The organism is Bacillus sp. 2CMS4F (assembly GCF_023161785.1).
Classification (GTDB): domain Bacteria; phylum Bacillota; class Bacilli; order Bacillales; family Bacillaceae; genus Bacillus; species Bacillus halotolerans.
This window is the reverse complement of sequence record NZ_JALNTO010000023.1, coordinates 15,919-42,142: the sequence shown is the minus strand read 5'-3', so window position 1 is coordinate 42,142 and position 26,224 is coordinate 15,919. Positions and strand designations below refer to the sequence as shown.

The 26,224-nt window shown below is 42.6% G+C and carries 26 protein-coding genes and 3 pseudogenes; 19 read left to right on the top strand and 10 right to left on the bottom strand.

What is annotated here, in order from left to right; translation table 11 throughout:
- Positions 1-247 precede the first annotated feature (247 nt).
- The gene (locus MTN95_RS21035) at positions 248-1,021 is read left to right on the top strand and encodes a GNAT family N-acetyltransferase (protein WP_202853502.1); all 774 of its coding nucleotides are present in this window, start codon (positions 248-250) and stop codon (positions 1,019-1,021) included.
- 86 nt (positions 1,022-1,107) lie between these two features.
- Here the strand turns inward: MTN95_RS21035 and MTN95_RS21030 are convergent, their stop codons facing one another.
- Entirely contained in the window at positions 1,108-1,869 is a 762-nt protein-coding gene (locus tag MTN95_RS21030; protein ID WP_202853503.1) for an MBL fold metallo-hydrolase, read from the bottom strand.
- Positions 1,870-2,154: 285 nt separating this feature from the next.
- On the opposite strand from MTN95_RS21030, the gene MTN95_RS21025 reads away from it, so the two are divergent.
- Together MTN95_RS21025 and MTN95_RS21020 are read left to right on the top strand one after the other, a co-directional pair.
- Complete coding sequence (locus MTN95_RS21025) at positions 2,155-2,574, top strand: Lrp/AsnC family transcriptional regulator (protein WP_024120359.1); 420 nt, start codon at positions 2,155-2,157, stop codon at positions 2,572-2,574.
- Between the two features lie 74 nt (positions 2,575-2,648).
- A pseudogene (locus MTN95_RS21020) lies at positions 2,649-2,735 on the top strand (methyltransferase); the annotation flags it as partial.
- Between the two features lie 129 nt (positions 2,736-2,864).
- Here MTN95_RS21020 and MTN95_RS21015 read toward each other — a convergent pair.
- On the bottom strand, positions 2,865-3,449 hold the full coding sequence (locus MTN95_RS21015; protein ID WP_059291876.1) for a DUF421 domain-containing protein: 585 nt from the start codon (positions 3,447-3,449) through the stop codon (positions 2,865-2,867).
- Positions 3,450-3,778: 329 nt separating this feature from the next.
- On the opposite strand from MTN95_RS21015, the gene MTN95_RS21010 reads away from it, so the two are divergent.
- The 4 genes from MTN95_RS21010 to MTN95_RS20995 all read left to right on the top strand — a co-directional run bounded on the left by MTN95_RS21010 (position 3,779) and on the right by MTN95_RS20995 (position 5,816).
- Entirely contained in the window at positions 3,779-4,114 is a 336-nt protein-coding gene (locus tag MTN95_RS21010; RefSeq protein WP_059291875.1) for a thioredoxin family protein, read from the top strand.
- Positions 4,115-4,273: 159 nt separating this feature from the next.
- Positions 4,274-4,873 carry a TetR family transcriptional regulator gene (locus tag MTN95_RS21005; protein ID WP_202656708.1) on the top strand — a complete coding sequence of 200 codons (600 nt, stop codon included), beginning with the start codon at positions 4,274-4,276 and terminating at the stop codon, positions 4,871-4,873.
- The gene (locus MTN95_RS21000) at positions 4,870-5,214 is read left to right on the top strand and encodes a DoxX family protein (protein WP_202656709.1); all 345 of its coding nucleotides are present in this window, start codon (positions 4,870-4,872) and stop codon (positions 5,212-5,214) included. Before MTN95_RS21005 ends, MTN95_RS21000 begins: the two co-directional genes overlap by 4 nt.
- A gap of 128 nt (positions 5,215-5,342) precedes the next feature.
- Positions 5,343-5,816, top strand: a complete 474-nt coding sequence (locus tag MTN95_RS20995; RefSeq protein WP_105955112.1) for a GNAT family N-acetyltransferase — start codon at positions 5,343-5,345, stop codon at positions 5,814-5,816.
- 10 nt (positions 5,817-5,826) lie between these two features.
- Here MTN95_RS20995 and MTN95_RS20990 read toward each other — a convergent pair.
- A pseudogene (locus tag MTN95_RS20990) lies at positions 5,827-6,128 on the bottom strand (HIT family protein).
- Between the two features lie 272 nt (positions 6,129-6,400).
- On the opposite strand from MTN95_RS20990, the gene MTN95_RS20985 reads away from it, so the two are divergent.
- The 4 genes from MTN95_RS20985 (at position 6,401) to MTN95_RS20970 (ending at position 10,787) form a co-directional block, all read left to right on the top strand.
- Positions 6,401-7,426, top strand: coding sequence for a Gfo/Idh/MocA family oxidoreductase (locus MTN95_RS20985; protein ID WP_248339903.1), 1,026 nt, complete (start codon positions 6,401-6,403; stop codon positions 7,424-7,426).
- Positions 7,427-7,518: 92 nt separating this feature from the next.
- On the top strand, positions 7,519-8,523 hold the full coding sequence (locus tag MTN95_RS20980) for a LacI family DNA-binding transcriptional regulator (protein ID WP_248339901.1): 1,005 nt from the start codon (positions 7,519-7,521) through the stop codon (positions 8,521-8,523).
- An 83-nt stretch (positions 8,524-8,606) separates the two neighbouring features.
- Entirely contained in the window at positions 8,607-9,950 is a 1,344-nt protein-coding gene (locus tag MTN95_RS20975) for a sugar porter family MFS transporter (protein WP_248339899.1), read from the top strand.
- A gap of 15 nt (positions 9,951-9,965) precedes the next feature.
- Complete coding sequence (locus tag MTN95_RS20970; protein ID WP_248339898.1) at positions 9,966-10,787, top strand: sugar phosphate isomerase/epimerase family protein; 822 nt, start codon at positions 9,966-9,968, stop codon at positions 10,785-10,787.
- 53 nt (positions 10,788-10,840) lie between these two features.
- Here the strand turns inward: MTN95_RS20970 and abc-f are convergent, their stop codons facing one another.
- From abc-f to MTN95_RS20955, 3 genes are all read right to left on the bottom strand, one after another.
- A complete protein-coding gene (gene abc-f, locus MTN95_RS20965) occupies positions 10,841-12,490 on the bottom strand; it encodes a ribosomal protection-like ABC-F family protein (protein WP_105955107.1) in 1,650 nt (549 codons plus the stop codon).
- A 318-nt stretch (positions 12,491-12,808) separates the two neighbouring features.
- Positions 12,809-14,188: an amino acid permease gene (locus tag MTN95_RS20960; RefSeq protein WP_105955106.1), complete on the bottom strand. Its 1,380-nt coding sequence runs from the start codon at positions 14,186-14,188 to the stop codon at positions 12,809-12,811.
- A gap of 178 nt (positions 14,189-14,366) precedes the next feature.
- Positions 14,367-14,876: a DinB family protein gene (locus MTN95_RS20955; protein WP_248339897.1), complete on the bottom strand. Its 510-nt coding sequence runs from the start codon at positions 14,874-14,876 to the stop codon at positions 14,367-14,369.
- 167 nt (positions 14,877-15,043) lie between these two features.
- On the opposite strand from MTN95_RS20955, the gene MTN95_RS20950 reads away from it, so the two are divergent.
- The 3 genes from MTN95_RS20950 to MTN95_RS20940 are packed head-to-tail and all read left to right on the top strand — an operon-like array spanning position 15,044 to position 18,490.
- Positions 15,044-15,502 carry a MarR family transcriptional regulator gene (locus MTN95_RS20950; RefSeq protein ID WP_248339896.1) on the top strand — a complete coding sequence of 153 codons (459 nt, stop codon included), beginning with the start codon at positions 15,044-15,046 and terminating at the stop codon, positions 15,500-15,502.
- Positions 15,499-18,156: an MMPL family transporter gene (locus MTN95_RS20945; RefSeq protein ID WP_248339895.1), complete on the top strand. Its 2,658-nt coding sequence runs from the start codon at positions 15,499-15,501 to the stop codon at positions 18,154-18,156. Before MTN95_RS20950 ends, MTN95_RS20945 begins: the two co-directional genes overlap by 4 nt.
- A gap of 22 nt (positions 18,157-18,178) precedes the next feature.
- Complete coding sequence (locus MTN95_RS20940) at positions 18,179-18,490, top strand: SDR family oxidoreductase (RefSeq protein ID WP_312842980.1); 312 nt, start codon at positions 18,179-18,181, stop codon at positions 18,488-18,490.
- A 40-nt stretch (positions 18,491-18,530) separates the two neighbouring features.
- Here the strand turns inward: MTN95_RS20940 and MTN95_RS20935 are convergent, their stop codons facing one another.
- The 3 genes and pseudogenes from MTN95_RS20935 to MTN95_RS20925 all read right to left on the bottom strand — a co-directional run bounded on the left by MTN95_RS20935 (position 18,531) and on the right by MTN95_RS20925 (position 20,308).
- Entirely contained in the window at positions 18,531-19,160 is a 630-nt protein-coding gene (locus MTN95_RS20935) for a nitroreductase family protein (RefSeq protein ID WP_229150107.1), read from the bottom strand.
- A 15-nt stretch (positions 19,161-19,175) separates the two neighbouring features.
- Positions 19,176-19,668: pseudogene (locus MTN95_RS20930) on the bottom strand (MarR family transcriptional regulator).
- An 82-nt stretch (positions 19,669-19,750) separates the two neighbouring features.
- On the bottom strand, positions 19,751-20,308 hold the full coding sequence (locus tag MTN95_RS20925) for a helix-turn-helix domain-containing protein (RefSeq protein ID WP_044161601.1): 558 nt from the start codon (positions 20,306-20,308) through the stop codon (positions 19,751-19,753).
- 118 nt (positions 20,309-20,426) lie between these two features.
- On the opposite strand from MTN95_RS20925, the gene MTN95_RS20920 reads away from it, so the two are divergent.
- The 3 genes from MTN95_RS20920 (at position 20,427) to MTN95_RS20910 (ending at position 22,875) form a co-directional block, all read left to right on the top strand.
- On the top strand, positions 20,427-21,152 hold the full coding sequence (locus MTN95_RS20920) for an AzlC family ABC transporter permease (protein ID WP_248339894.1): 726 nt from the start codon (positions 20,427-20,429) through the stop codon (positions 21,150-21,152).
- The gene (locus tag MTN95_RS20915; RefSeq protein WP_059291864.1) at positions 21,149-21,472 is read left to right on the top strand and encodes an AzlD domain-containing protein; all 324 of its coding nucleotides are present in this window, start codon (positions 21,149-21,151) and stop codon (positions 21,470-21,472) included. The genes MTN95_RS20920 and MTN95_RS20915 overlap by 4 nt, the downstream gene beginning before the upstream one ends.
- 197 nt (positions 21,473-21,669) lie before the next feature.
- Positions 21,670-22,875 (top strand): Bcr/CflA family efflux MFS transporter, encoded by a 1,206-nt coding sequence (locus MTN95_RS20910; RefSeq protein WP_024120381.1) that lies wholly within the window; start codon positions 21,670-21,672, stop codon positions 22,873-22,875.
- Positions 22,876-22,915: 40 nt separating this feature from the next.
- Here the strand turns inward: MTN95_RS20910 and MTN95_RS20905 are convergent, their stop codons facing one another.
- Positions 22,916-23,653 (bottom strand): sulfite exporter TauE/SafE family protein, encoded by a 738-nt coding sequence (locus MTN95_RS20905; protein ID WP_059291862.1) that lies wholly within the window; start codon positions 23,651-23,653, stop codon positions 22,916-22,918.
- A 252-nt stretch (positions 23,654-23,905) separates the two neighbouring features.
- Here MTN95_RS20905 and MTN95_RS20900 point away from each other — a divergent pair, with 252 nt between their 5' ends.
- Together MTN95_RS20900 and MTN95_RS20895 are read left to right on the top strand one after the other, a co-directional pair.
- Entirely contained in the window at positions 23,906-24,580 is a 675-nt protein-coding gene (locus tag MTN95_RS20900; RefSeq protein WP_024120383.1) for a GntR family transcriptional regulator, read from the top strand.
- A gap of 138 nt (positions 24,581-24,718) precedes the next feature.
- On the top strand, positions 24,719-25,981 hold the full coding sequence (locus MTN95_RS20895; protein ID WP_248339893.1) for a glycoside hydrolase family 18 protein: 1,263 nt from the start codon (positions 24,719-24,721) through the stop codon (positions 25,979-25,981).
- Positions 25,982-26,224 lie beyond the last annotated feature (243 nt).

Here is a 26,224-nt window from a genome sequence, read left to right as displayed (position 1 = left end):
TAATTTCGGCTAACAATCATCCGTTTTCAAACTTGAAGGTGTTTTTTATTTGTCTCATCTTATGGGGTCAGTCCCCAATGTTGGTATGTTTTTATTTTTATACGTTCTTAGAAATTATAAGATGAATATGCAGAGGAGTAGGTATCTCTTTATCATACTGGCTGTTCTAAAAAACAGAAGTGTCCTTAAAAGAGGGGAATTCTTTTACGGGTAGAATAAAAGAGAGAAAGTGATAGGAGGGTACAGTTTGCAGGAGATAAAAAAAGAACAATATAGTGATGCCAAAACATTGATACATCATAAAGAAACATGTTGCCCGACATTTGTTTATTCAATATTAGAACAAACAGTTCCGGGAGTTGTTTATGCAGATGATCAATCGTTTCTGATAGGAACCAGCTCAGGAATTTATTATGTTGCAGGGGATGAAAGGAATCAAAATGTAAATGAATTTATCGTTGAATTATACAAAAAGAGAGTTAAATCCAAAAAAAGATTTACTCTGTTTTCTCCCAATCGCTCATGGGACAGCGTAGTAAAAACTGTACTGCATGATGAATTGAATCAAATGATGCGATATGCGTTTTCTCAACAAATTTCTGCCAAAAAGGCTTTTCAGCTTCCAAAGGGGTTTACATTAAAAAGAATAAATGAAGATATCATTTCAAGCAGCACTGAATTTCAAAAAGCTTATTATGAGGAGTATTGGGGTTCAGTCTCGAATTTTTTAAAAAACGGATTTGGATTTGCTGTTATGTATGACAATTATGTTGTCAGTGAGTGCACTTCCATATTTCTAGGCGGCGATCGTGCAGAAATGGATATCTATACACGCGAAGAATATAGAGGAATGGGGTTCGCTTATATTGCTGGGAGTAAGTTTATAAATGATTGTCTCGAAAACGGCGTCAGCCCTAGCTGGGATTGTGATGTCAGCAACAAATCATCTATTCATTTAGCAAAAAAACTAGGATTTGAGATATCAACCAAATACTCCATCTTTTTTAAAAAATCAGGTTAAAAAAGACCCTTCTAAGGAAGGGCCTTTTCTTGAGCACCAAGCTGACGGAGAATATCATGCTTATTCACATGAACTCTTTTCTCCATTTAAAATGAATATGATTCGCCATCATCCGGCACTAGTACATGAGATGACATGCCTTTTTCATGAATAAAGCCTTTTAATTCTTCTCTGGATAATGCCCAATGGTTTACCGCTTCCATATGGCTCACGATTATTTTTGCATGAGGGGCAGCTTGATGCGTTTCATAGATATCTTCTTTCCCCATGACGAGAGAGCCGCCCTCAAAGAATTGATTGTTTCCTCCGTTCACTACAATGATTTCTGGCTGGTGTGTATCGATCTCTTCTTGGATCGCATCATACCAAACCGTATCTCCGGCTACATATAACGTTTTCTCGCTTTGGTGTTTGAACACGACACCGCATACAAGACCGGCAAGTTTTAAAATGTCTCCTCTGCCGTGTTCGCCTTTGGTTTTGATTAATTGAATACCATCAAAGTCTGTGTCGGTTGTGAGAACCTCGACATTTTGAAAACCGGCGTTTCTGACTTCTTTCGCATCTTCTTCATTTTGTACAAACATTTTTATGTCTTTTGGCAACATGTCTTTGGCTGCATCATCAAAGTGATCCAAATGCAAATGAGTGACAATGACTGCATCAAGATTGTTGATGATATGATCCACTGATGTCGGCAAGCTGACTAAAGGATTTTTTTGGTCTTGTCGTGGTGAATTTGGGAATGGAGGATAAGTGCCCTTTTCTGCTAACATTGGATCTATTAAAAACGTTTTGCCTGCATATTCGACAACAAGTGTGGCATTACGAATTTGTTGAATGTTCATATTAAAACTCCTTTTCTTTGATATATGTATAGCTTATACTATGACCAATCGCCAAATACATGGATGAAATCAAGTCTTTTGGCCGTTTTACTTGAATGTTGAAAGAACCTATTACACATGAACTTCGAACGGGCTAGAGTGCATCCTGATTGAAGAGAATGCAGGAGACAACCAAAATCGTACGCGGGTTTTAAAAAAGTGAATGTGGTTTTGGAACTCGGACATAGGTGCCAATTTCCTTAGCGCATACGATGTTTTCATTTGTTTTTGAAAGGATAGGATATGATGTTGGATCACACGGATATGCAAATAATAGAAGAGTTATCTAAAAACAGCCGTATTACAATGAAAGAATTAGGGGAGAAAGTTCATTTGACGGGCCAAGCTGCTGCATCCAGGGTTGCCAAATTAGAAGATAACGGAGTGATTGAGGGTTATACCATTAAAGTGAATCAAGACAAATTGGGATATTCTATCCATGCCTTGATTAATATCTATACAAAAAGCACGCATCATCAGCCTTATCTTTCCTTTATCAAAACGCAAGAGACATACGTCATCAATAATTATAAAATCAGCGGGGATGGCTGTTATCTTCTGGAATGCAGATTTCCCTCTAACGAATTGCTGGATGAATTTTTGGTAGGCTTAAATCAGCATGTAAACTATAAATTGTCTATTATTATTAATAACATGCAACAATAAAAATGCATAAAGTAAGAATATATAAATGCTAAAAAAACCAAGGGTGTCAGCCTTTGGTTTTTGTTATAAGGCGGAAGGATACTGAAGTGATGAAGACATTTAATCAGACTGTGGCGAATCATCCGCAATTGGAATCCATTCTTATTCCAATTAGTGATTAACAAATTACGAATATCATCTGGATCTGTGGGGTTCTTTGGAACAGGAAGGCGCTGCACCAGCTGTTCAACTGAATGGCCGACAATGATGAAAAAAGGCACACAAAGACGTCAAAATCACAGGCGTCTTTTTTAATGCAGCTTTTTAGGACTGGGATTTACATTTTCATGATCGATTTCATCAAATAAATTTCGGTTCTTTGAATGGGATGGCTGAACATCTTCTTTGATAAAGTCGGGGTGAATGATCTTTTTTAAATCCCTGACTGTTAAAGGCTTGGCTTCATCAATTAATTCTAAGCCTAATAGGCCGTTTGCTTCTAACGTCGCCTTTTTGACATCCTGTAAAGTGGAAACGCCGTGCAGCCTCAATTGCATTTCCAGCTGATCTAACGTCAGTCTCATTCTCTTTAAATTGTCTAAATGTAATTGGCCATCTTCAATGATAATTGTCGCTTTCCCGGTTAACAGCTTTTCAATCAAATTAGACTTTAGCTGAATCCATTCCATAAAAAGGAGTGAGAGCGTAAAAATGACAGCTGCAACTAGTGTTTTTAATAGGCTGTTTTCGATGATCGGCTGAACAATGATGGTTCCGATCGAAATCATGACAACCGTTTGTGCTGAGGTCATTTGCGCAATTGATTTTCTTCCTGAAATTCTAAGCAAAATCACACCAGATATTATGAGGACAAATGCTTCCCAAGTAAAACTCATCCTACCACCTGACCAGTAATGTAAAGGATTATAACGCCGGAGGCTAACTGCAGAGCGTCTTTGACCATTTGAACGTTAATATATCCGAAAGCCTGGTTGTTCATTCAGCATGATGAATGACTTTGTATGTTGCCAAGCTGCCCGCATGAGAATAAACAGCGATAAAGTTGCCTTACAGCGGTTCGCGTTCCAAGCGGCTTAGATTAGATGAAAAGATTTGTCTTACAATTTTGGACAGGTTGTATAAAAATAAAGCAGATATATGGACATTCTCAAGGCTGGTCCAGTATATTTCAGGCAGGTAAATACCAATCAGCAGGAGGAATGGGATGAAAGAGGTTACTGAATTACTATCACTGAATGCAATAGAGAATTTTATAAACCGTCACCAGTTAAGTTTTATCTATATATCAAGATCAAGCTGTACAGTATGCCATGCAGTTTTGCCGCAGCTCAGAGAATTGCTGGAACAGTTTCCGCATATCAAACTAGGACACGTAAATGCTGACAGGGTGGAAGAGGTTGCCGGCAGATTTTCGGTCTTCACCGTACCTGTTCTTCTTTTATTTATTGAGGGTACTGAATTTCTGAGAGAAGCGCGTTTCGTGCATTTTGAACAGCTGGAACAGAAATTAAAAAGAGTTTATCAATTATATGAGGAATAAAATGTGCAGCTAAACGAACATGGCATCAAGTCATGTTCGTTATGTTTTTATGAAGGAAGCAGCTGAATATGAAATTCATTGACATAAAATCCAAATGCATGAAATAATACTCATGAGTAATATTACTAAGGAGTATCTTTTTGTGGAGGCTGATCCGATGTGAAAAGCAGAAAAGGACGTAAAGGGGAGGAGAGCCGGAAACGATTGCTCAAAGCTGCTGCACATGAATTTTCGATTCGGGGATTTCATGAAACGAAGGTAAGTGCCATAGTGAAAAGAGCCGGGCTGACGCAGCCTTCCTTTTATCTGTACTTTCAAAGTAAAGAAGCCATCTTTGAGGAGTTAATCAACGATTTCCACTCTCGCTTAAGAAAGCTGACAGAATCACTTCTCTTGGAAACCAGATTACATGCGAACGATGTAACAAACGGAGTGCTCTCTGCTGTGGAAGCTGTTTTTCAGTTTCTGGCGGAGGACAAGGATTTAACAAGGATCGGTTTTTTTCTCAACCCAGAAGCGAAACAATTGAAACAAGATGTCGAGATGGTTTTGAAAGACAACTTAGAAGCAGAACAGCGCCTTGGCTATTTTCGTTCCGAATTGGAAATGGAAACCGTGGCGGAATGCTTGATCGGCATGATTGAACATTTGACCGATTCATATTTGTTAACCGGAATCAAAGATCCGGCAAGTCTCGCCGAGCAGGTTGTCAATCTCTTAATATACGGGATGCTTCCAAAAGGGAGTGACGCAAGATGATATCTATGATCATGAAAGCCAGTTTGGCAGCTTTTATGCTCGCGGGAGGCATCATAAAGGTGTTCCGCGTGCCCTTTCAAGTAAAGCATTGGCGGCATTATCAATATCCGTTATGGTTTCTGACTGTTACTGGTATTCTTGAAATAGCGGGGGCATTTGCTATGACAGCGGGAATTTGGAATCGGTATGCAGCATTTGGAGCAGGCGTCCTGTTTGTCGTTCTCATGGCGGGAGCGGTTCATGCACACATTGTTCGAGCGCGCCAATCAGTACTCATGACGATCCCTGCAATAATCTGTTTGATTGTTTCTATCATTATAATCATTTGGGAGTCCACATAAGCTATTCACTTAACAAACCAATTTGCAGGAGACCTCCTTCTCTTATCGAATAATAGAAATAGATCTTCATTTGTACGTTATTCGTCCGGCACCAGCTGGACTTTTTTTTCATAAAGGAGGAATACAGGATGGCGTTAACTTTGGAAGACATGACTGTGGAGGAGTTCGAAGCATTTCGCGGGATGTCCGTGCAAAATTATGCGAAACAAAACATACAAGCGGGAACTTGGACGGAAAAAGAGGCGCTTGAGAAATCGGAACAGGCATATGAGAAAATGATTCCGAATGGACGAAACAGCAGCAATCATTTCTTTTGGAACATCACAAATGAAGAAGGGGAAAGGATGGGCTGGCTCTGGCTGTATGCAGATCCGCTTCATCCGCAAAAGGAAGCGTTTATCTATTCCTTTGGATTGTATGAAGCCTTCCGCGGTAAAGGGCTGGCTCAATTGGCGCTTCAAAGTCTGGATGAAAGAGCAAGAGAGCTTGGTGCGGAAAGACTTGCTCTCCATGTGTTTGCGCATAACGAGACAGCCGTCTATCTTTATCAGAAGATGGGATATGCCATGACCAATATACGTATGCGGAAACAGCTGTGCTGATAATAGCTGCTTATTTAAGCAGTTTCCCAAACACAATATGCCAATGCAGATGTTTAGAGTCCTGGTAAGCTCCTAAGTTGGTGATCACACGGCATGCACCTTTTTCATCCAGGGTAATCATGAGGAGATATGTTTCTTCGGGACAGCCACAATATGGACTGGATAAAAAGGGTTTGTATGACAGTAAGCCAATACGTTATCTGCCTCTAATGCCTTATTTGCTTCGTTTTGCCGCTAAATACCGTCATCACAGTAAAAGTCTTCAGTCATATGATCCATCCTCACTTTGTTGCATTTACGAGAAGTTTCCATCTGAACGATCAGGGGCCGCACACCCTTGGTATTTTTTTGCCCCTGAACCCTTAGTCATTGCTGGCTTGATCGACGGGCTAAAGGAGAGGTCTGCTTTACACACAGCAAAAAAAGATTGACCTCAAAAATGTAAGGGGTTACAATTGAAACCAATTAGGAAAGACTTTCCCTATATTAAATGTATTTAGAAATATTTTTAGGGTTAATTTTTATTATATAATGATATTAAAGAGAAAGACTTTCCTTATTTTCGCAGAATGGGAGTGGTACTGATGGGAAATGTACAGGTTGGGCTATTAGGTGCGGGACGGATGGGAGCTTTTCACGGAGAAAGTATTGCGTTCCGTGTGAAAGGAGCAGATTTGTATGCGGTTGCAGATCCGGTTCCGGGGAATGCAGAAGCATTTGCAAAAAAGCTCGGCTCAAATATTAAAGCGTTTACGGATCCGTTAGACATGCTGGAGCATCCGGATATTGATGCGGTCATCATTGCGTCGCCAGCAAGGACGCATGCCGCAAACATTATTGCAGCGGCAAAGAAGGGGAAAGCTGTATTTTGCGAGAAACCGATGGCTGTTACGCTGGAAGAAGCGGATGAGGTCATCAGAGCAGTAAATGAAGAATCTGTTCCGCTCCAGGTCGGTTTTAACAGACGTTTCGCTAAAGGCTTTCGCAGTGCATATGAAGAAATCCGTGCAGGAAAAATTGGCACACCACAGTTAATGCGTTCCATCACGCGAGATCCGGCACTCGGCGATCCGACTTCAATTCCTCAATGGACGATATTTTTAGAGACGCTGATTCATGATTTTGATACCTTACTCTTTCTCAATCCAAATGCAAAGCCAATTGAAGTCTATGCCGCGGCTGATGCGCTTGTCAGACCTGATTTTAAAGACAAAGGATTTTTGGATACTGCAGTTGTCACGATAAAATTTGATAACGGAGCGATTGCAACGGCGGAAGCGAATTTCCAAGCCGTTTATGGATATGATGTCCGCGGAGAAGTGTTCGGATCTGAAGGCATGCTGACCATCGGAGATATCCGCCATACAAACATGACAAGGTATAACAAAGACGGCGTCAGCTACAACACGATTCGCTACGATCAGGACTTATTATTTGATGCTTATGTTGATGAGTTACAATCATTTGTGGATGCCGTTCGAAATCATAAGCCAACCTTAGTTACAGGCGAAGATGCGCGTGTAGCACTTGCCATTGCCGCAGCTTGTATAGAATCTTGCAAAACGAAGCGGCCTGTTACACTAAAAAACGGAGTGCCGCAAACGGTTTGAGTTTTTGATAGAAGAAGCTCCTTTTTAAAAAGAAATTCTGGTAAGCATTCGTTTATACTAGAGAGGATCTATTTTATAAAGGTGGCCTTCTTATGAAAACAACCATTTATGATGTTGCGAAGGAAGCAAACGTTTCAATCTCTACGGTTTCAAAGGTTCTTAATAACACCGGCAATATAAGTGAAAAAACGAAAAAAAGAATTTGGAAAGTGATTGAGGAGCTTCAATATCAGCCAAGTGTTGTGACTTCAGCGAGAAAAATGATGAAGACCATCGGGCTGCTCATTCCTGACATCGCCAATCCGTTTATGGCCGAACTGGCCAGAGCCGTGGAGGACAGCGGCCGTAAAAAGGACTTCAGTGTCATCATATGCAGTACGGACAATCATTCGCTGAGAGAAGAAGAATATATCACCATGCTGAAGCAAAAGCATGTAGACGGCATTATTGTGGCGACGGGTCTCAAAAACAGTCAGGCGATACGCGAGCTGATTGAAAGCGACATGCCGGTTGTCATGCTGTCGAGAGATATACCGCATCTGCCTGTAGACACTGTAGTGGCGGATGATTTTAAAGGGGGATACGAGGCAGCTGTCCATTTAGCCCATTTAGGGCATACAAACATTGCTGTCATAGCAGAAAAGATTAACAATACATCCATTAAAAATCGTGTCATCGGCTTTAAAGAAGGACTGCAGGTTTCAGGAATCCAAATCGATGAATCAGCTATTCTGGACTGTCCATATGACTTGTCAGCCAGTAAAGACATCAGTTTAAAGCTGCTTAATCAAAAACATAGGCCGACGGCTGTCTTTGTGACGACTGAGCTGCTTGCTTTAGGGGTTTTGCAGGCTGCAAGGCAGCTTCATATTTCTATTCCTTCATCCCTTTCTCTAATTGGGTTTGACAACAGCATCCTTGCAAAGATCAGTGATCCCCAATTGACGACTATCGCACAGCCGACTGAAGAAATGGGAGAAAAGGCAATTGAACTGCTGATGGACGGCATGGCCGATTCAAAACAAAAGAAAGTGATACAGCGCGTGATGCTGTCTCCTTCATTAATCGTGCGGGATTCAACGGCGTCACTGTTATGACCCTGTATTTTGGGGGATCTTTCTCTTAAACGAAGGGATCTCCCCTACTTAAACGTTAAATACAATCAGTCGGAGGTGTCTTGATGACATCCAAAAAGGCCTATATCAGTCTTATTTATTTTTTCGGGGCATTAGGAGGTTTGCTGTTCGGGTACGATACGGGTGTAATATCCGGCGCGCTGCTGTTTATTAGAGAAGACATGGAGCTGACTCCATTTTTAGAAGGATTGGTTGTCAGCGGAGTACTGATTGGCGCTTTAGCCGGGGCAGCCTTTTGCGGAAGATTTTCCGACCGCTATGGCAGGAAAAAAACAATCATCTGGCTCGGTGTGCTTTTTACAATTGGAGCCATTGGAACAGGCTCGGCTCGTAATATCGGAATATTATTACTATTCAGAATAGAATTAGGTGTAGCAGTTGGAGGAGCTTCGGCAATTGTTCCTTTGTATCTGTCAGAAATGGCGCCTGCCGCGATCAGAGGCAGAATCGCTTCATTGAATACATTGATGAATTCTTTCGGGATTCTCATGGCGTATATTGTAAACTTTGTTTTTTCATCTTCGGGCAGGTGGGATCTGATGCTCCTATTAGCAGTGATTCCCTCCTTCATTCTCATGGCCGGCATGTTTTTTATGCCTGAAAGCCCGAGATGGGTGCTGCAGAAAAGAAGTGAGGATGAAGCACGCCATATTTTGCTTCTGACGAGAGATCCGAGAACAATCGATGCTGAGATCCGCAGTATGAAGGAGATTAAGACGAAGGAACGTGTTTCCATATCAACATTATTATCCCCGGCAATCAGGCCGATCTTATTTATAGGTATTGGGGTCGCCATCTTTCAGCAAGTAATAGGCACGAATACGATTATTTATTATACACCGACCATCCTAGAAAATGCGGGGTTCGGCGCTTCCAGTGCCATTGCAGGAACCATAGGCATCGGCATTATCAATGTCTTATTTACGATTATCGGCTTGCTGCTGATTGATATGATAGGGCGAAGAAAGCTCATGCTGATCGGCAATGTCGGAATGTCTTTGGCACTTGGTATTTTGGGCATCAGTACGCTGTTCTTTCATGCACCCGATTGGCTGCTGTTATCCTGCTTATGCTTGTTTATGGTAGCGTATTCAGCGAGCTGGGGAATGGTCGTTTGGGTTGTGCTGGCTGAAATTTTCCCGTTGCAGGTCAGGGGAACGGCGCTGGGAATTGCCAGTACCTGTCTGTGGCTGGCAAATATTGCAGTGTCGCTGTCCTTCCCGCTGCTTTTAGATCTGATAGGTACAGGTGCTTTATTTCTCATGTACGGCGCCATTGGTGTACTTGCCTTTCTCTTTGTTTATCAATATGTGCCGGAGACAAAAGGCAAATCATTGGAACAGATTGAAGGAGAAATTATGTCAAAGAATACAGTTTCATCTTTCTAAAAGGGGGATTTCAATATGGGAAGAGAATATGGGTTATGCTTATGGACTTTCGGCAGCATTCCATTTGAACAAAAATGCCGGCTGGCTGCAGAAATCGGAGTAGATGGGGTTGAGGTCGAAGGGGATATTTCGCTGAATCCGAAAGACATTGCCGACACATTGGCTGCTCATCAAGTAAAGGTTTTATCGGTAACGCCAAGGAATGTGGATATTTCAAGTGTGAATGAAGAAGTTCGGTCAAAGGCTGTACAGTATTTTTTGGATTTACTGGATTGGGCTGTGGATTTAGGGGCTCCCCGTATCTGTCTTCACGGCGATGTCGGTAAAGTGAGAGGGAGCGGTGATGATGCGCGGGATTGGAGTTTATTGGTCGAAGGCACTAAAAAAATCATGGCCAAAGCGGAGGAATTACAGATTCAGGTCGTATTCGAAGTATTAAACCGGTACGAAAATCATCAAGTGGTGACTGGCAAAGAAGCGTTACAATTAATACGTGATGTCAGCAGCCCCAATCTCGAAGTACTTCTCGATGCGTATCATATGAATATAGAAGAAGCTGATCCTGTAAAGGCCATTAAATTGGCAGGGCAGAAACTCGGAGTCTATCACGTGGCTGATTCAAATCGCCAGGCGATCGGAAACGGCCATGCGAATCTCAAAGAGCAAATCGAAGCGCTTAATTTTATCGGTTATAAAGGCCCGATAATTATGGAGATGGTGGCGGCTGGACCGGATCCGTTTACTCCGATGAAAGGAAATGCCTATTTGGAAGTAGTGGCAGGGTATTATAAGTCATCATTAGAGACATTAAGGTCATGGGAAGGCTTGAAAATATAAAGAAAAAAGGACAACGGCTGTTGTCCTTTTTAATGCCGCTTGAACATTCCCGCTCAGTTTTTTTTATCTTGATGATCAAGCTCTTTCATCCGTTTCGTAAGCTCATTGAATGCCTGATCCAGCTCCTTGTACCCTTTATCATTTGGCGTCATAAAACTGAGCTTTCCCAGCACTTCTTGTCTTTCTGTCTCAAGCTTTAAACGAAGCTCCTCCCGGTCATTTCTTTCTGAAGGAACGTCATTCAATTGCTTTTCGATACCATTGTTTGAAATAACGAGTTTGCTGTTCGTTGTTTTCTCGAGAAAATAACGGTCGTGTGATACCACAATCAGTGTGCCGCTGTATTGTGACAGTGTTTCTTCCAGCTGTTCGCGTGACGGCAGGTCGAGGTGATTGGTCGGTTCATCTAATATCAGCACGTCTTTTTCCTCTAAGATATAAGCCATCAGCTTGCACTTTACACGCTCGCCCATACTCATATGTTGAATTGGTTCTGTCCATTGAGAAGCGGTAAATCCCAATCGCGTCATGATATTCTGGACATTTCCTCTCGCCTCGAACGTGTCTTGATAAAATAACTCCTCCGGTGTTTGTTCTAAAGGCAAATCAAATACTTCCTGTGTTAAATAACCGATTTTTGCTGATGGTGATATCCACACTTTTCCCTCAGCCGTTTCCTGTCCAAGAATGACTTTCAATAAGGTTGTTTTTCCGCTGCCGTTCGGGCCTGTAATGGCAACCTTTTCTCCGTGCTGAATCGTAAAGCGGGCGTTTTGAAACAGTGTCTTTTCGCCAAATGACTTCGTCAGGTTTTGAACCTCCAAAAACCGTTTTCCTGTTTTATGAGTTGTATCAATTGAAAAACGAACAGTATATTCCGGATCGACAGGCTCAGCCTTTGTCTTTTCGAGTTCTTTTTCAAGCCGCTTTTGTTTCGATTTGATCTGGGCATCTGTGCGCTTTGCTTTTACACGATGGTATTCTTTAAACCCTTCCTTTTTCGTCGATTGTGCGTGGGCTTTTTTCGACCATGAAGTGAGTTCTGTCATTTGTGCTTCAATCCGTTCAATCATTTTCTGCTGTTTTTCATATTCGCGCTGCTGTGTCAGTCTTTTTTCTTTCCGGAACTTCATGTAACCAGAGTAATTCCCTTTGTATTCAGTCAGCGTGTGGTCCTCGATTGACCATATTTTCGTGGCAGCTTCATCTAAGAAATACCGATCGTGTGAAACGAGAATGACAGTGCCGCTAATATTTTTCAGCTGCTGAATGAGAAATTGCAAGCTTATGTCATCAAGATGGTTTGTCGGTTCATCCAGCAGGAAAAGGTCTGCATCCTCTGATAGCCCTTTTGCCAGCCGTGCTTTCAGTTTTTCTCCGCCGCTTAACTGGCTGAAATCACGGGCTGGCACGTTCCATTTCTCCAGCAGTTTCACTTCGGCAGGTGTCTGATTCTCAAAGGAATACGATTCAGTTTCCTGTTCAACCAGCACCGTTTTTAAGCCGTGCTGCATCCATTGGATTTGTCCCTGTGACGGAGTTAAGTCCTTGTTGATCAGGTGAAGCAGCGTCGATTTTCCAGCCCCGTTTTTGCCGATAATGCCAATGATATCGCCTTGCTGAACGCTGGCATTTACGTTTTTAAAAACGGTAAGATCCTTCACTTCATAGCTGACGTTTATTAGTTTTAATTGTTCTTTCATCTATACCCCTCGCTTTAAGGGAGAACAAAAAAATCCTCCCAAATGTTTTGGAAGGATTAGCCGTGCCTTTGCCATGATTAAATAAGCTATTCTTCAGAAATAGCGCGTACGTATTTAGAAAATGGGCAGACTAATCCTATTTTTTATGATTTGAAATATGCGATTTCAAACGTTAAAAATAAGATTAGTTAATCATTGTCCACCCATCATCCCTTCTCAATTTATTACAAACAATATAGCATATTTTTCAATTCGAGCAAAGGTCATTTTCATCAAAAAAACTCCTGCTCTCATTTCTGAGGCAGGAGCTTAAAAGGGTTATTGCTGCTTTAATTTTCTTACTTTATAAATCACAATCAGCAAAATAAACCAAACCGGTGTAACAAATAAGGAAACCCGAGTATCCTGTGCTAATGCCAGTACAACAAGGACAAACGCCAGGAACGCCAAAATTAAGTAATTCGTAAATGGATAAAGCGGCAGCTTAAATTTGTTTGCTTTCGCCAATTCAGGTCTTGTTTTACGGTATTTCATATGGCAGATAACAGTAATTCCCCAAATATAGATAAAACATACGGTGGAAATACTTGTGATCAAGGTGAATACGCCTTCCGGCATGATGTAGTTCAATGTGACACCGATTAAAATCACGATAGCTGAAAAGAACAATGCATTTCTCGGTACCTTGCGCGGTGTCAGTTTTGCCATTGATTCCGGCGCATTTTTGTCTTTCGCCAGTGAATAGACCATGCGGCTTGTACTGAATACAGCGCTGTTGCAGGCTGAAGCAGCTGACGTTAATACAACAAAGTTGATAATGCTTGCCGCACCGACGATGCCGACTGCAACAAAGACCTGTACGAATGGGCTTTCGCTAGGATTGATGACATCCCATGGATAGATGCTCATAATCACAAGAAGCGCCCCAATATAGAAAAGCAGCACCCTTACAGGGATATTGTTGATCGCCTTAGGGATGACTTTTTCAGGGTTTTCTGTTTCACCCGCTGTAAGCCCGACGAGTTCAATGCCGACAAAGGCAAACACAACCATCTGGAACGAGAGGATAAATCCGTGTATTCCATTCGGGAACATGCCTCCGTGGCTCCAGAGATTTGAGAAACTGGAAACACCTGAACTTGTGGAAAAGCCTTTGAAAATCATAAAAAGACCGATCACAATCAGCGCCAAGATGGCAATAACTTTAATTAATGCAAACCAGAATTCCAATTCTCCAAACAGCTTGACGGTAGCCAGGTTCATAATCAGTAAAATAATAAGAGCGATTAAGCCCGGAACCCATTGCGGCACACCGGGAAGCCAATACTGTGTATATAGCCCGACCGCAGTTAAATCGGCCATCGCGATTGAAATCCAGCAGAACCAGTAGGTCCAGCCTGTGATAAATGCGGCCATATCGCCTAAATAATCCTGAACAAAATCAACAAAAGAGTGATAGTTCAGATTAGACAACAGCAGTTCTCCAAGCGATCTCATAATTAAAAAGCAAATGATCCCCGTGATCATGTAAGCAAATAAAATTGACGGTCCTGCAAAGTGTATCGATTTTCCTGAGCCGAGAAACAGCCCTGTCCCAATGGCTCCGCCGATCGCAATAAGCTGGATGTGCCTGTTTTTCAGGCCTCTCGACAGTTTCTGCTGATTTATATTAGGATCTTGCGTCTTGTCGTCTGTCACTTTGTGTGTTCCTCCATTGAAAATTGTTTAAACATGTTTTTAGATACTATTATAACACTAAAATTTCTATCTTTTTTACTATACAGGAAATATGGAAGGAAATTTTAAGGTTTATCGATTCATCACAAGATACGAAAAAAGCGGCTCAATCGTGGGAGCCGCTTTTGTTTACGCCATTTTATGATTTTTTCATATACAGATAAAGCCCATAATCAGTCGGAGCAGATGCGTACCCTATCTGACGCAGCATCGCTGTTATGTTGCCGCGGTGATATGTCCCGTGATTTACAACATGCGGCACCAGTTCAGAAGCAGTCGTTTTCATGATTCCGCCGGCGGGATTTTCAATCTGAAGGGGTTTATGGATCTGTTCCTTTTGCTTGAAAAAAGCTGTATATCGCTCGGACAATTTTAGAAACAGGGCTTCCATTTCCGCTAGTTCCTTCGCCACTGTCTGGTCTTTAAGCTGTTCAGCTAATGCCAAAGCATGGTTCATACTTTTTCCGGAAAACACTTCCAACCAGCCGAGATCCGAAAGATAAACATGGGACAATACATGGGATATTGACGGGAACACACTTTGGATCTCCTGACGATAAACCTCCTGTGGAAGCTCTTTTAATCGATTAAACATTTGCTGATGAGCCCATACGTTATATTCATACAATTGTAATGCTAGATCAGACATGTGAATTTTCCCCTTTCGCGTTTATTGTTTCTATTGTATACGAACAAACATTCTTTAGGGAGTTTTCTGTGAATAAAATGTATTGACAGAACATAGTTTAGAGGGATAAACTATGTAGCATCGATCGAAAGTTTAGGGGTGTAAACTAAAATGCAGGAGGAAAGACGTTGAATGAAGAGAAGCTATGCCAAGCGATAAATCTTTTCGTAGAAGTTTTACTTGAAGGTACAGAGTTTGTACATCATGAAGTCGATCAGGATGTATTCAAACACATCTCCAGAGAACAGGCCGACCTGTTAAAAATTTTAAAAGTCAAGGGCCCATCTTCTCCCGGCAGCCTGGCCATGTATCAAAACGTGCATAAGAGCGCGATTTCTAACCGATTGAAGAAGCTGCTGGAAAAGGGATTGGTTGAGTGGGATGACTGTCCGGTAAAAAGTGATAAACGCACGAAACGAATCAAAATTTCAGAAAACGGTGAAAGCATTATCGAAGAATTGGATTCAGCTATCTTTAACGCGCTCAAAGAGCTGATGCACGATATAGATGAGGAGCACTTACAATCATTCATTGACATATTTACCATTCTAAAAAGCAAATTTAAAGGAGGGGATCTTCCGGAATGAAATCGATTGTCAAATTCAAATGGGCCATTGCGGCGGTTATCTTAGCGCTGACTGTTATATTGAATTTATTTTCTCCCAACTTAACGGAGCTGGCCAATCAAAAGGGGCAGTCACAGCTGCCGGCTGATTCCGTTTCAGAAAAAGCAAATGCTATTCTGAAAAAAGCCGGAGAAAACAATAATTCGATAAGCATTGTCTTTCCATTAGATCGTGCGCTAAATAAAGATACAGAGGATCAGCTCCGCAGCATGATCGATAACGTCAAAAAGATTGATGGTGTTGAAGAGGTAACATCTCCGCTGACAGGTGAAAAAGAAATCAAAGATCAATTGATTTCAAAGGATAAGAAAACCATTCTTATTCCTGTAACGATCACCGGATCTGATAAGAAAGCGGAAAATATTGCTGATGATATTTATCAAATCGTTCCCGATGATTTGACGGCATATATTACGGGAGCGTCTCTTATCAATCAGGATTTTGCGCACAGCTCAGAGGATGGGCTTAAGAAAACGGAAGTGATCACAGTCTGTTTGATTATCGGCTTGCTGCTGATCGTGTTCCGCTCTGTTGTGACGCCTTTTATCCCGATTGTGATTGTCGGTTTCTCGTATGTAATCAGTCAATCTATACTGGGCATTTTAGTTTATAATGTTGATTTTCCTATTTCGACATTTACCCAAACCTTTTTAGTTGCCATCCTGTTTGGGATTGGAACAGATTACTGTATTCTTCTTCTGACTCGTTTCCGTGAAGAACTGGCAAACGGGCATGACAAAAAAGAGGCAACCCTTATTGCTTACCGTACAGGCGGAAAAACATTGTTTATCAGTGGGTTTGCGGTATTGATCGGGTTTTCTGCCCTTGGTTTTGCAAAGTTTGCCATTTTCCAATCAGCTGTGGGAGTTGCTGTCGGGGTTGGCATTTTAATGATCATCCTCTTCACTCTGCTGCCTTTATTTATGGTGACGCTCGGTGAAAAGCTCTTCTGGCCGTCTAAGAAAGTGCTGTCGCACAATGACAATAAATTGTGGGCGTTTCTCGGCAGACATTCTGTTGCCCGTCCGTTTCTGTTTCTCGTCATAACAGTCATCATTACGCTTCCGTTCATTTTGACCTATGATGACCAGATTTCATTTGATTCAACGGCGGAAATCAGCAGCGATTACAAATCCATCAAAGGTCTTGAAGCCATTAAGGATGGGTTTGGTGAAGGAAAAGCATTTCCGGTGAATGTGGTGATAAAAGGAGACAAGGATCTCACTACCGCTGAGACGATCCCTTATCTCGGAAATATCAGCAAAGCCATTGAGAAAGTCGAACATGTTGATTCCGTCATGACCATTACCCAGCCGACGGGTGAAAAAATCAAAGATTTATATATTGATAAACAGCTAGGCTCTGTGTCAGACGGACTGGATAAGACAGTAAAGGGAATTGCTGATGTCCAAAGCGGGTTAACGGATATTGAAGATGGGCTGAATCAAATGTCCGGGCAAATCGGAACGGCTGCGAATGGCAGCTCCGGAGGCTCACTGTCAGATGCAGCTGACGGTTTGGGAAAAATCAATCAGCAACTTCAGCTTGTCAGCAAACAGCTTTCTCAAACCGGCAATACCGCACAGGCGGTGCCGCAGCTCACAGCAATCAGCGGACAGCTTGGACAAATTCAAACCGGCCTTGAGCAAGCAAATGAGCAGCTTTCAGGCCAGCAGAAACAAGCCGGAACGCTGACAGAAAGCCTGAATCAGCTTGCCGAAGGTGTGAAGAGCGCAAATAATGGACTGACAAAAATCACCGACGGGATTACGGCATCCAGTGATATGTTAGAGGACATGGGCAAAAGCTCAACCGTTCGGGATACGGGGATTTTTATTCCTGATCAAGTCATGAAAGATAAGGGTTTTAAGAAATCAATTGATCGGTATTCCTTTGCAGACGGCAAGGGAGTGCAATTAAGCGTCGTCTTGGAGTCAAACCCGTATTCAGAACAAGCGATTACGACCATAAACCAGATCAAAAAAGCGGTAGCCGGCGAAGTCGGCGGCACGCCTCTGGAGGACACTCAAATTGTTTACGGCGGGGTAACGAGCGTCAATGCCGATTTAAAAGAGCTGTCTACAACGGATTTCTCCAGAACGATGGTCATCATGATTCTCGGGCTGTTTATCGTCTTGACAATCTTGTTCCGTTCAATGGTGATGCCGATTTATATGATCGCTTCACTGCTGCTTACGTATTACACTTCAATATCAATGACGGAATTGATTTTTGTGAATATCTTGGGCAATGATGGAGTCAGCTGGGCGGTACCGTTCTTCAGTTTTGTCATATTGATCGCGTTAGGGGTAGATTACTCGATCTTTTTGCTTGACCGCTTTAAAGAAGAGGTTCAGCTTGGCATTCATCAAGGTGTCATCAGGTCAATGAGCAAAATGGGCTCTGTCATCATCACCGCGGCTATTATTTTGGCCGGTACATTCGCGGCGATGATGCCATCAGGCGTAAATACGCTGATGCAGGTGGCAAGTGTCGTCATTATCGGGCTGCTGCTGTACGGCCTTGTCATTCTTCCGCTCTTGATGCCGGCAATCATTGTGACATTTGGAGAAGGAAACTGGTGGCCGTTTGGCAGAAAGAAAAATAAAGAATAGAAAAAAAGAGTGGTGACAATTCATTTGTTCATCACTCTTTTTTGTAAATGTAAAAGGCACGTTTTTCACCTGTCAGCAAGCAATGGAGGAACAGGGGAGAATCATCAACTTTCCCTACATCTGTTGTCGGTCAAATGTTTCCGACATACAGCATATGCGGGAACAAAAGGCGCTTGGGCAATTCACCCGTCAGCTTGCCAAAGAATTAGCCGTGAAACAAATCACCATTAATGCGGTACCGGAAGATATCGCAAATGTGATTGAATTTTTAATGAGCGAACAATCCCAATGGATCACAGACCAGACGATCCGTGTGAATGGCGGATTTATTTAAAATGAAAAAGCTCCCAAGAGTCATTCTTGGGAGCTTTGTTTTATTTCCATTCTGCAATAGTATCAATCGGCAGACGGTAGGAAGCGTATCCTTCGTCCGCAGCTTTTCCGATGGAAAGAAGCATAACAGGCACATAACGCTCTTTATCTAATCCGAAGGCTTCCGCGATGTTTTCTTTATCGTAGCCGCCGATCGGGTTTGTGTCATAGCCGTGCGCGCGTGCAGTCAGCATAAGCTGCATAGAAACAAGGCCGCCGTCAATCAGGATCGTTTCACGGTTCACCTGAGCCGGAAGCTTTTCAAAATGTGCTGTCAGGGCAGCGATTTGTCTGTCTTTGACCTCCTGCGGCATGTAACCGAGCTCCACGGCTTTTGAATAAATGTCTTCTAAGTAGTCTGCATTGTTCATGTCTGCAAAAACAGCGATGACGGCAGATGAAGTTGTGACCTGTGTTTGGTTAAAGCTTGCCAGCGGCGCGAGCTTCTCTTTTCCTTCCGGGCTGTCGATGACGAGAAAACGCCATGGCTGCGCGTTGACAGAGGATGGCGCAGTTGTAGCTTCCTCTAGGATTTCTGTCATCTCTTCTTTGCTGATTTTCACTGTCGGATCATAATTGCGAATGGAACGGCGTCCTTTCATAATTTCCATAAAATCGTTTGTTTTGATCATGTTGATACACTCCTTTTAAGTTTCGATATTATCTATGTTGTTTCGCATGCGCCCAAGTACATTAATAAGCACGCGGCGCTCTTCAGCACTTACATTTGCGAGCATTTCCTTCATGAAACGCTCCTTTTCTTTCTTAGAAGACTCGATTCGTTTTCTTCCTTGATCTGTTAACCGCACAAGGGTAATCCGGTTGTCTTCGGGCTTGCGCCGTCTTGATACCATGCCTTTGGCTTCAAGCTGTTTTAGGTGTCTTGTCACGGCCGCGCTGTCGATATTGACTTTCTTTTGAAGGTCGCTTTGACTGATCTCATCCGCATGATAAAGCAATGTCAGTAATTCCAAACGAGATTGGCTGATGCCCGTGCATGCCTCGAACTTCACGCCAATCACTTTGTTCACGCCTTGCAGCTGATATAAAATCTCGGCTTCCTCAGAACAAAATGATGCCAAAACCCATCCCTTCTTTCTTGTCAAAAAATAATTGATATATCAATGATTGACACGTCAATTAATATACAACGATTGATTTCAATTTGCAAGCCATTTGCACATTTGAAAAACCTCCCAACATATAAGTTGGGAGGTTTTTGTTATCCTTGCGGCTCAGGATAAAACATCAGCAGAAAAAAGCTGGCCGTTTTCTGTGATGAATTGATGTAGCTGTGCGGCGTGGATCCCGTAAACTGCATGGCGTCTCCTGGTACCAGCGAATGCTCCTGATCCTGCAGATTGACGGTTAACTCGCCTTCTTTGATTAAAATGTATTCTTCTCCTAAATGTGTTTTTGCTTCATGTATGCATCCCGGTTTCAGATCGACAACATAAATTTCAAACTTTGTTTCAGGATTGTAGGGAAAAAAGGGGTAAACAATGTAGTTTTCTTCATTATCTGTAACAGGTTCAATATCTTTAAGATTAATTTTTCTTACTTTCGGCTTGTCTTCTTTCAGAAAAACAGAAAAAGATACTTGCAGCCCATTTGCGATCTTCCAGAGAGTGGTGACAGTCGGGGTCGATTTTTCTTTCTCAATTTGTCCGAGCATCGCTTTGCTGACGCCCGTTAACTCAGAAACTTGATCAAGAGTCAGGTTTCTGCTTTTTCTGAGTTTGACAAGATTCTTTGCGATAATGGCTTGGATATCATCCATACATGTATCTCCTTACGTCATATTCACTTTATTATAACATATTAAAATCAGCTATTACATACAGTTGTAAGCTATAACATATATGTGTATAATATGTTAGACGAGGAGGAGAATCAGAATGATATCAGAGAAGGAAATAACTCATGCCACAACTTGCGAGCCATCGTTCTTACAAGGGTTTAAAGATTGTGTCCCGACGCTGATCGGCTACATCAGTATAGGTTTGGCTGCCGGGATCGTGGGAATTGCCTCGCATTTAAGTGTCCTTGAGATTACGCTGTTGTCAGGTTTGGTTTTTGCCGGCGGCTCCCAGTTCGTTATCTGTGCTTTGTTAGCAGCGAACAGTCCGATGTCCGCTATTATCCTGACAACGTTTATCGTGAATTTACGCAATTTTCTATTAAGTGCCGCGCTTGCTCCTCATTTTTCAAAGTATTCGCTAGTGAAAAATGTGGGGATCGGCATGATGGTGACAGATGAGTCATTCGGTGTTGCTTCAAATAAGATTGTAAAAAAAGAACCAATTAGTGATCGATGGATGTTCGGATTAAATCTCACTGCATATGCGTGCTGGGTGCTCTCTTGTGTGGCAGGAGCGGTCTTTGGTAAATGGATTACCAATCCGGAAACGTTCGGACTCGACTTTGCGGTGACGGCTATGTTTTTAGCACTGCTGATTTTGCAGATGGAACATGTTGTGCCTGCAAAGATTAAACACTATGTATCTCTCATTATTTACATGGTGATTGCGATGATTGTTTTCTCTTTCTTTATGCCGTCACATCTCGCTGTGATTATTTCAACGATCATCGTAGCGACAATCGGGGTGGTGACAGATAAATGAGCATAAATACATACATCCTGATGGTGATTATCGGCTGCGCGCTGGTCACAATGATTCCCCGCGTGATTCCATTTTTAGTTGTACGGAATATTTCCTTGCCGGAGCCTGTGCTGAAATGGCTCTCCTATGTGCCGGTTTGTATATTGACGGCACTTGTTGTGAAGGATTGCATGATTCAATCCAATGATTCTCTGAAATTGAATTGGCAGGCAGCAGTTGTATTGATTCCTACTCTATTGATTGCACTGAAAACAAAAAGTTTATCTATGACAGTCATCAGCGGTGTTGTTCTTATGGCAGGCTTGCGCTTATGGGTATAACAGTTGCTTACATCAAAACTCACGATATCAGGGGGGGAGCAGACCCTGGTATTTTTTGTGTCTATGATTCAATCTTTAAGCGGCTTTCACTGGCTGAAAGTTATGGTACAATATACAAATGTTTTACAGCTTCAATCAATTGTTGGAGTGACATCTGTTTCAGATAAATAATAGATTGAAGGGAAGGTTTTGATAGAATGCTGCAAAATCCAACTGGAAAAGAGCGTTTGGCATTGGCATTTCTGCTCGGCATGCTTGCTATATTGGGCCCGCTTAATATAGATATGTATTTGCCTAGTTTTCCTGACATTGCCGATGATTTATCGGCCAGTGCCTCGCTTGTACAGTTAAGTTTAACAGCCTGTCTGATCGGGCTTACCATCGGCCAGGTGATTGTCGGGCCGGTCAGTGATGCGCAGGGAAGACGGAAACCGCTATTAATCTGTATTTTCTTATTTGCGTTATCTTCTCTGTTCTGTGCGCTTTCACCAAACATTACAACACTAGTGGCAGCCCGTTTTTTACAGGGGATTACGGCCTCTGCAGGACTTGTGCTGTCTCGGGCAATCGTGCGGGATGTGTTCACAGGGAGAGAGCTTTCTAAATTTTTCTCACTGTTAATGGTGATTACCGCAGTCGCACCAATGATTGCGCCAATGACAGGCGGTGCTCTTTTATTGCTGCCGTTTGCCACGTGGCATACGATTTTTCACTTTTTAACGATCATCGGATTTGTACTTGTACTGATTATTGCGCTGAGGTTAAAAGAAACATTGCCGCCAGAAAAGCGGATTCCAAGCTCAATTGGAACATCTGTCAGAACAATGGGGAGCCTGCTGAAGGATCGTTCTTTTATGGGCTACGCGTTAACTGTCGGATTTGTTCACGGAGGAAGCTTTGCTTATGTATCCGGTACGCCTTTTGTGTACCAGGATATTTACGGGGTGTCGCCGCAGGTGTTTAGTATTTTATTCGGCATTAACGGCCTGGCGATTATTACGGGAAGCTTTATTATCGGGCGCTTTGGCGGAATCATTCATGAAAAAAGCCTGCTCCGCATGGCGGTCATTACAGCTATGATTGCGACTGCCGTGCTTTTAACGATGACGATGATTCACGGTCCTCTCGCTGCATTGGTTATCTCTATTTTTGTCTATATGATTACGATCGGCATGGTTCTGACGAGCACATTTACGCTGGCCATGGAAAAACAGGGGCACCGCGCCGGAAGTGCAAGTGCGCTGCTGGGAATGCTCCCGCTGCTCCTTGGCTCCATCGTTTCGCCGCTTGTGGGCATTGATGAGACGACAGCTGTTCCGATGGGAGCGATCATGTTTGTTACAGCAGTTATCGGTTCGCTCGCCTTTTTTAGATTAACTAAAGAGAGCGTGAAGCAGAATTAATCAAAAAAACCTGACGGCATGTCAGGTTTTTTTGATCTTATTAAAATAGCAAAAGCAGTCCGGCGATGGCCGGAGTCAAAAAGATTGCTGATTTCAAGACGGCCTTTGGCATGAGATTGGTGAATTTCGCGCCAACATACGCACCGCACATGGTTCCGATCAAGACTTTGACCAGCAATACATAATCAACAAATCCTTCCGTGATATACCCTATACCTCCGCCTACAGCAAGAGGGATAATGACAAGCATCGTCGTTCCGACAGAATGACGGATGGAAAGGTTCAGCATAATCATTAAACCGATTTGGATAAAGGGAGCAGAACCGATGCCGAATGTGCCGGAAAGTACGCCTGATACGATTCCTAAAATCACGGCTTTTGTATACATAGAAACATTGCTTTGATTCCCTTGAGGCTTTTCTTTTAAAATAAATAATCTGATTAAAATGAGAATCGCTGATAAAAATAACATTCCCGCTGTCAAATAATGAAGCAAATCGGCGGGAATAAATGATGTCAGCTTTGCCCCGAAAAATGACCCGACGGCAGCAAAGCATCCGACCGTTAAACCGATTTTTAATTGGATGTTGCCTTCCCGGTAATGGCTGTAGGCCCCTGATAAGCTGGTGAAAGCCATACCGGCGAGGGAAGTGCCTAAAGCTGTATGAATCGGAATATGAAAAACAAGGGTTAAAAGAGCAATAACAAAGCCGGCTCCCCCGGCACCAATAAAGCCTAAAATGATTCCGAGAAGAAACATAACAAGAATAATGAGCATATTTTTTCCTCCATTGTATTCTGAACTGTAAATGTAATGAATCTGAGTGATTGTAGCTGAGGCGAAGTGTCCGGCAGCCGATGAGAGGATCATCTCACTGGTTTACAGTAGTCCGTCGACCGTCGTTTAGCAAAAATATCGTACCGCAAATTTTGGAATTTGACAAGGCAGTTTGTTGCTTCCCTTTATCATCTGTTATATGATTTTGATGAAGAACAGCCCCTGAATCTATTCAAAAGAGGTATTATTTATATGGATGATTTTAAATTAGACAAGCCGACTCCTTATTACCTGCAATTTTATTTCCAGCTGAAAAAAATGATTTTTAACGGGACTTTTAAGCCGGGGGAACGGATCAATGAAACACAGCTGGCTAAAAGTTTCGGTGTCAGCCGCTCTCCGATACGGGAAGCTATGCGGCTGCTTGAGAAAGACGGCTTGTTAAGAGCAGATGACCGGAATGGATTTTCAATCGCTTCTTTAACGGCTAAAGATGTAGATGAAATTTATAAAATCAGAATTCCTCTCGAACTGCTTGCTGTCGAATTGGTCATAGACGAAGCGAATGACGAAGAGCTTCAAACGCTTGAAAAACAGCTTGAAGAAACAGAAAACGCTATTCGTAACGGAGCGGAAGAAACTGAAATGATCAGCTTAAACCAAAAGTTTCACCAGCTGCTTGTCGATTTTAGCCATAACAGACATTTAAAAAACTTGCTTGAGCATGTAAACGATCTGATTCACTTTTGCAGAATCCTTAATTATAAAGGGGACAACCGCCCTGAAACGATCCTGCGTGAACACCGCAGCATATTTGAAGAAGTAAAAAAGAGAAACAAAGAAGCAGCCAAAGAATATATGATGGCTCATTTCAATCATGATTCAGAACATTTGAAGCGTGTGCTTGAAGAAGGAAAAGAAAATTAAATGACATGTACAGATACCGAGGATGAGTCCTTGGTATTTTTTATTGCTCTCATCCCTTTAATAAATCGTAAATCATATATAAGGAAGCCCATTAATAAGATTCTATGATGATTGACTAACGAATAATGGGGGTTAGACATGTTTATCCATATCGTCCGGCCGGGTGATTCTTTGTTTTTCATAGGCAGAAGATACGGTGCTTCTGTTGATCAAATACGGGGTGTGAATGGTTTAGAAGAAACGAATATTGTGCCGGGGCAGGCTCTGCTCATCCCTCTTTATGTATATACAGTACAGCCGGGAGACACGCTGGCAGCTATTGCGGCAAAAGCGTTTGTTCCGTCAGAACGGCTAAGAGCCGCAAATCCCGCTATAAATCCAAATGCCTTGCAAGCAGGAATGAGACTGACGATTCCTAATATCTCAAACTATATCGCGGGAACATTAAGCTTTTACGTGCTCCGCAACCCGGATCTAGATCGTGATTTAATCAATGATTACGCCCCGTATTCGTCTTCGATTTCCATTTTCGAATACCATATTGCGCCTAATGGCGACATTGCAAACCAATTGAATGACGCAGCCGCTATTGAAACTACATGGAGAAGACGGGTGACGCCGCTTGCTACAATAACAAATCTGACCTCAGCAGGCTTCAGCACGGAACTCGTACACCAAGTGTTAAACAATCCAACTGCCAGAACCAATCTGGTTAACAATATTTATAACTTGGTATCCACAAGGGGATATGGCGGCGTGACGATCGATTTTGAACAAGTGAGCGCCGCAGATCGGGATCTGTTCACAGGATTTTTGCGTCAGCTGAGAGATCGTCTGCAGCCGGGAGGGTATGTGCTGACCATAGCGGTTCCGGCAAAAACAAGCGATGATATTCCGTGGCTGAGGGGCTATGATTATGGAGGGATCGGAGCGGTTGTCAATTATATGTTTATCATGGCGTATGACTGGCATCATGCGGGAAGCGAGCCGGGGCCTGTTGCGCCGATTACTGAAATAAGAAGAACAATTGAATTTGCGATTGCCCAGGTGCCGCGGAGAAAAATCATCATCGGAGTCCCGCTCTACGGCTACAATTGGATTATCCCTTACCAGCCGGGAACAGTGGCTTCAGCTATCTCAAATCAAAAATCAATTGAAACAGCGATGAGGTACCAAGCCCCTATTCAATATTCAAACGAATATCAATCGCCATTTTTTCGCTACAGAGATGAGCAGGGACGGACGCATGAGGTATGGTTTGAAGATGTCAGGAGCATGAGCCAAAAGATGCTGATCGTCCGAGAATATGGATTACAAGCAATAGGCGCCTGGCAGTTAACACTCGGATTCACACCAGCACCGTGGCTTCTGCGGAAATTTTTTACGATCAGAAAGGTTTAAGGGCACCGAGCACGGTGTCTTTTTAGTGATGTTTTAAGCGGCTGCTGAATGCTTTTACCGTCTCAGCCTGCCTTGCGTTGTTACTCCCATCGGGCATTATCTCTAAGCTGCTTTGTTAAAATCAGATGATAATCGTTCACGGTGTTGAAATATAAGAAGCAGATAAATGCCATTCTCACACAAAGGAGGACATAGGCGTATTTTTTGACTGCGGTGCCTCGAGCAGCCCTGAGTTCCCGACAT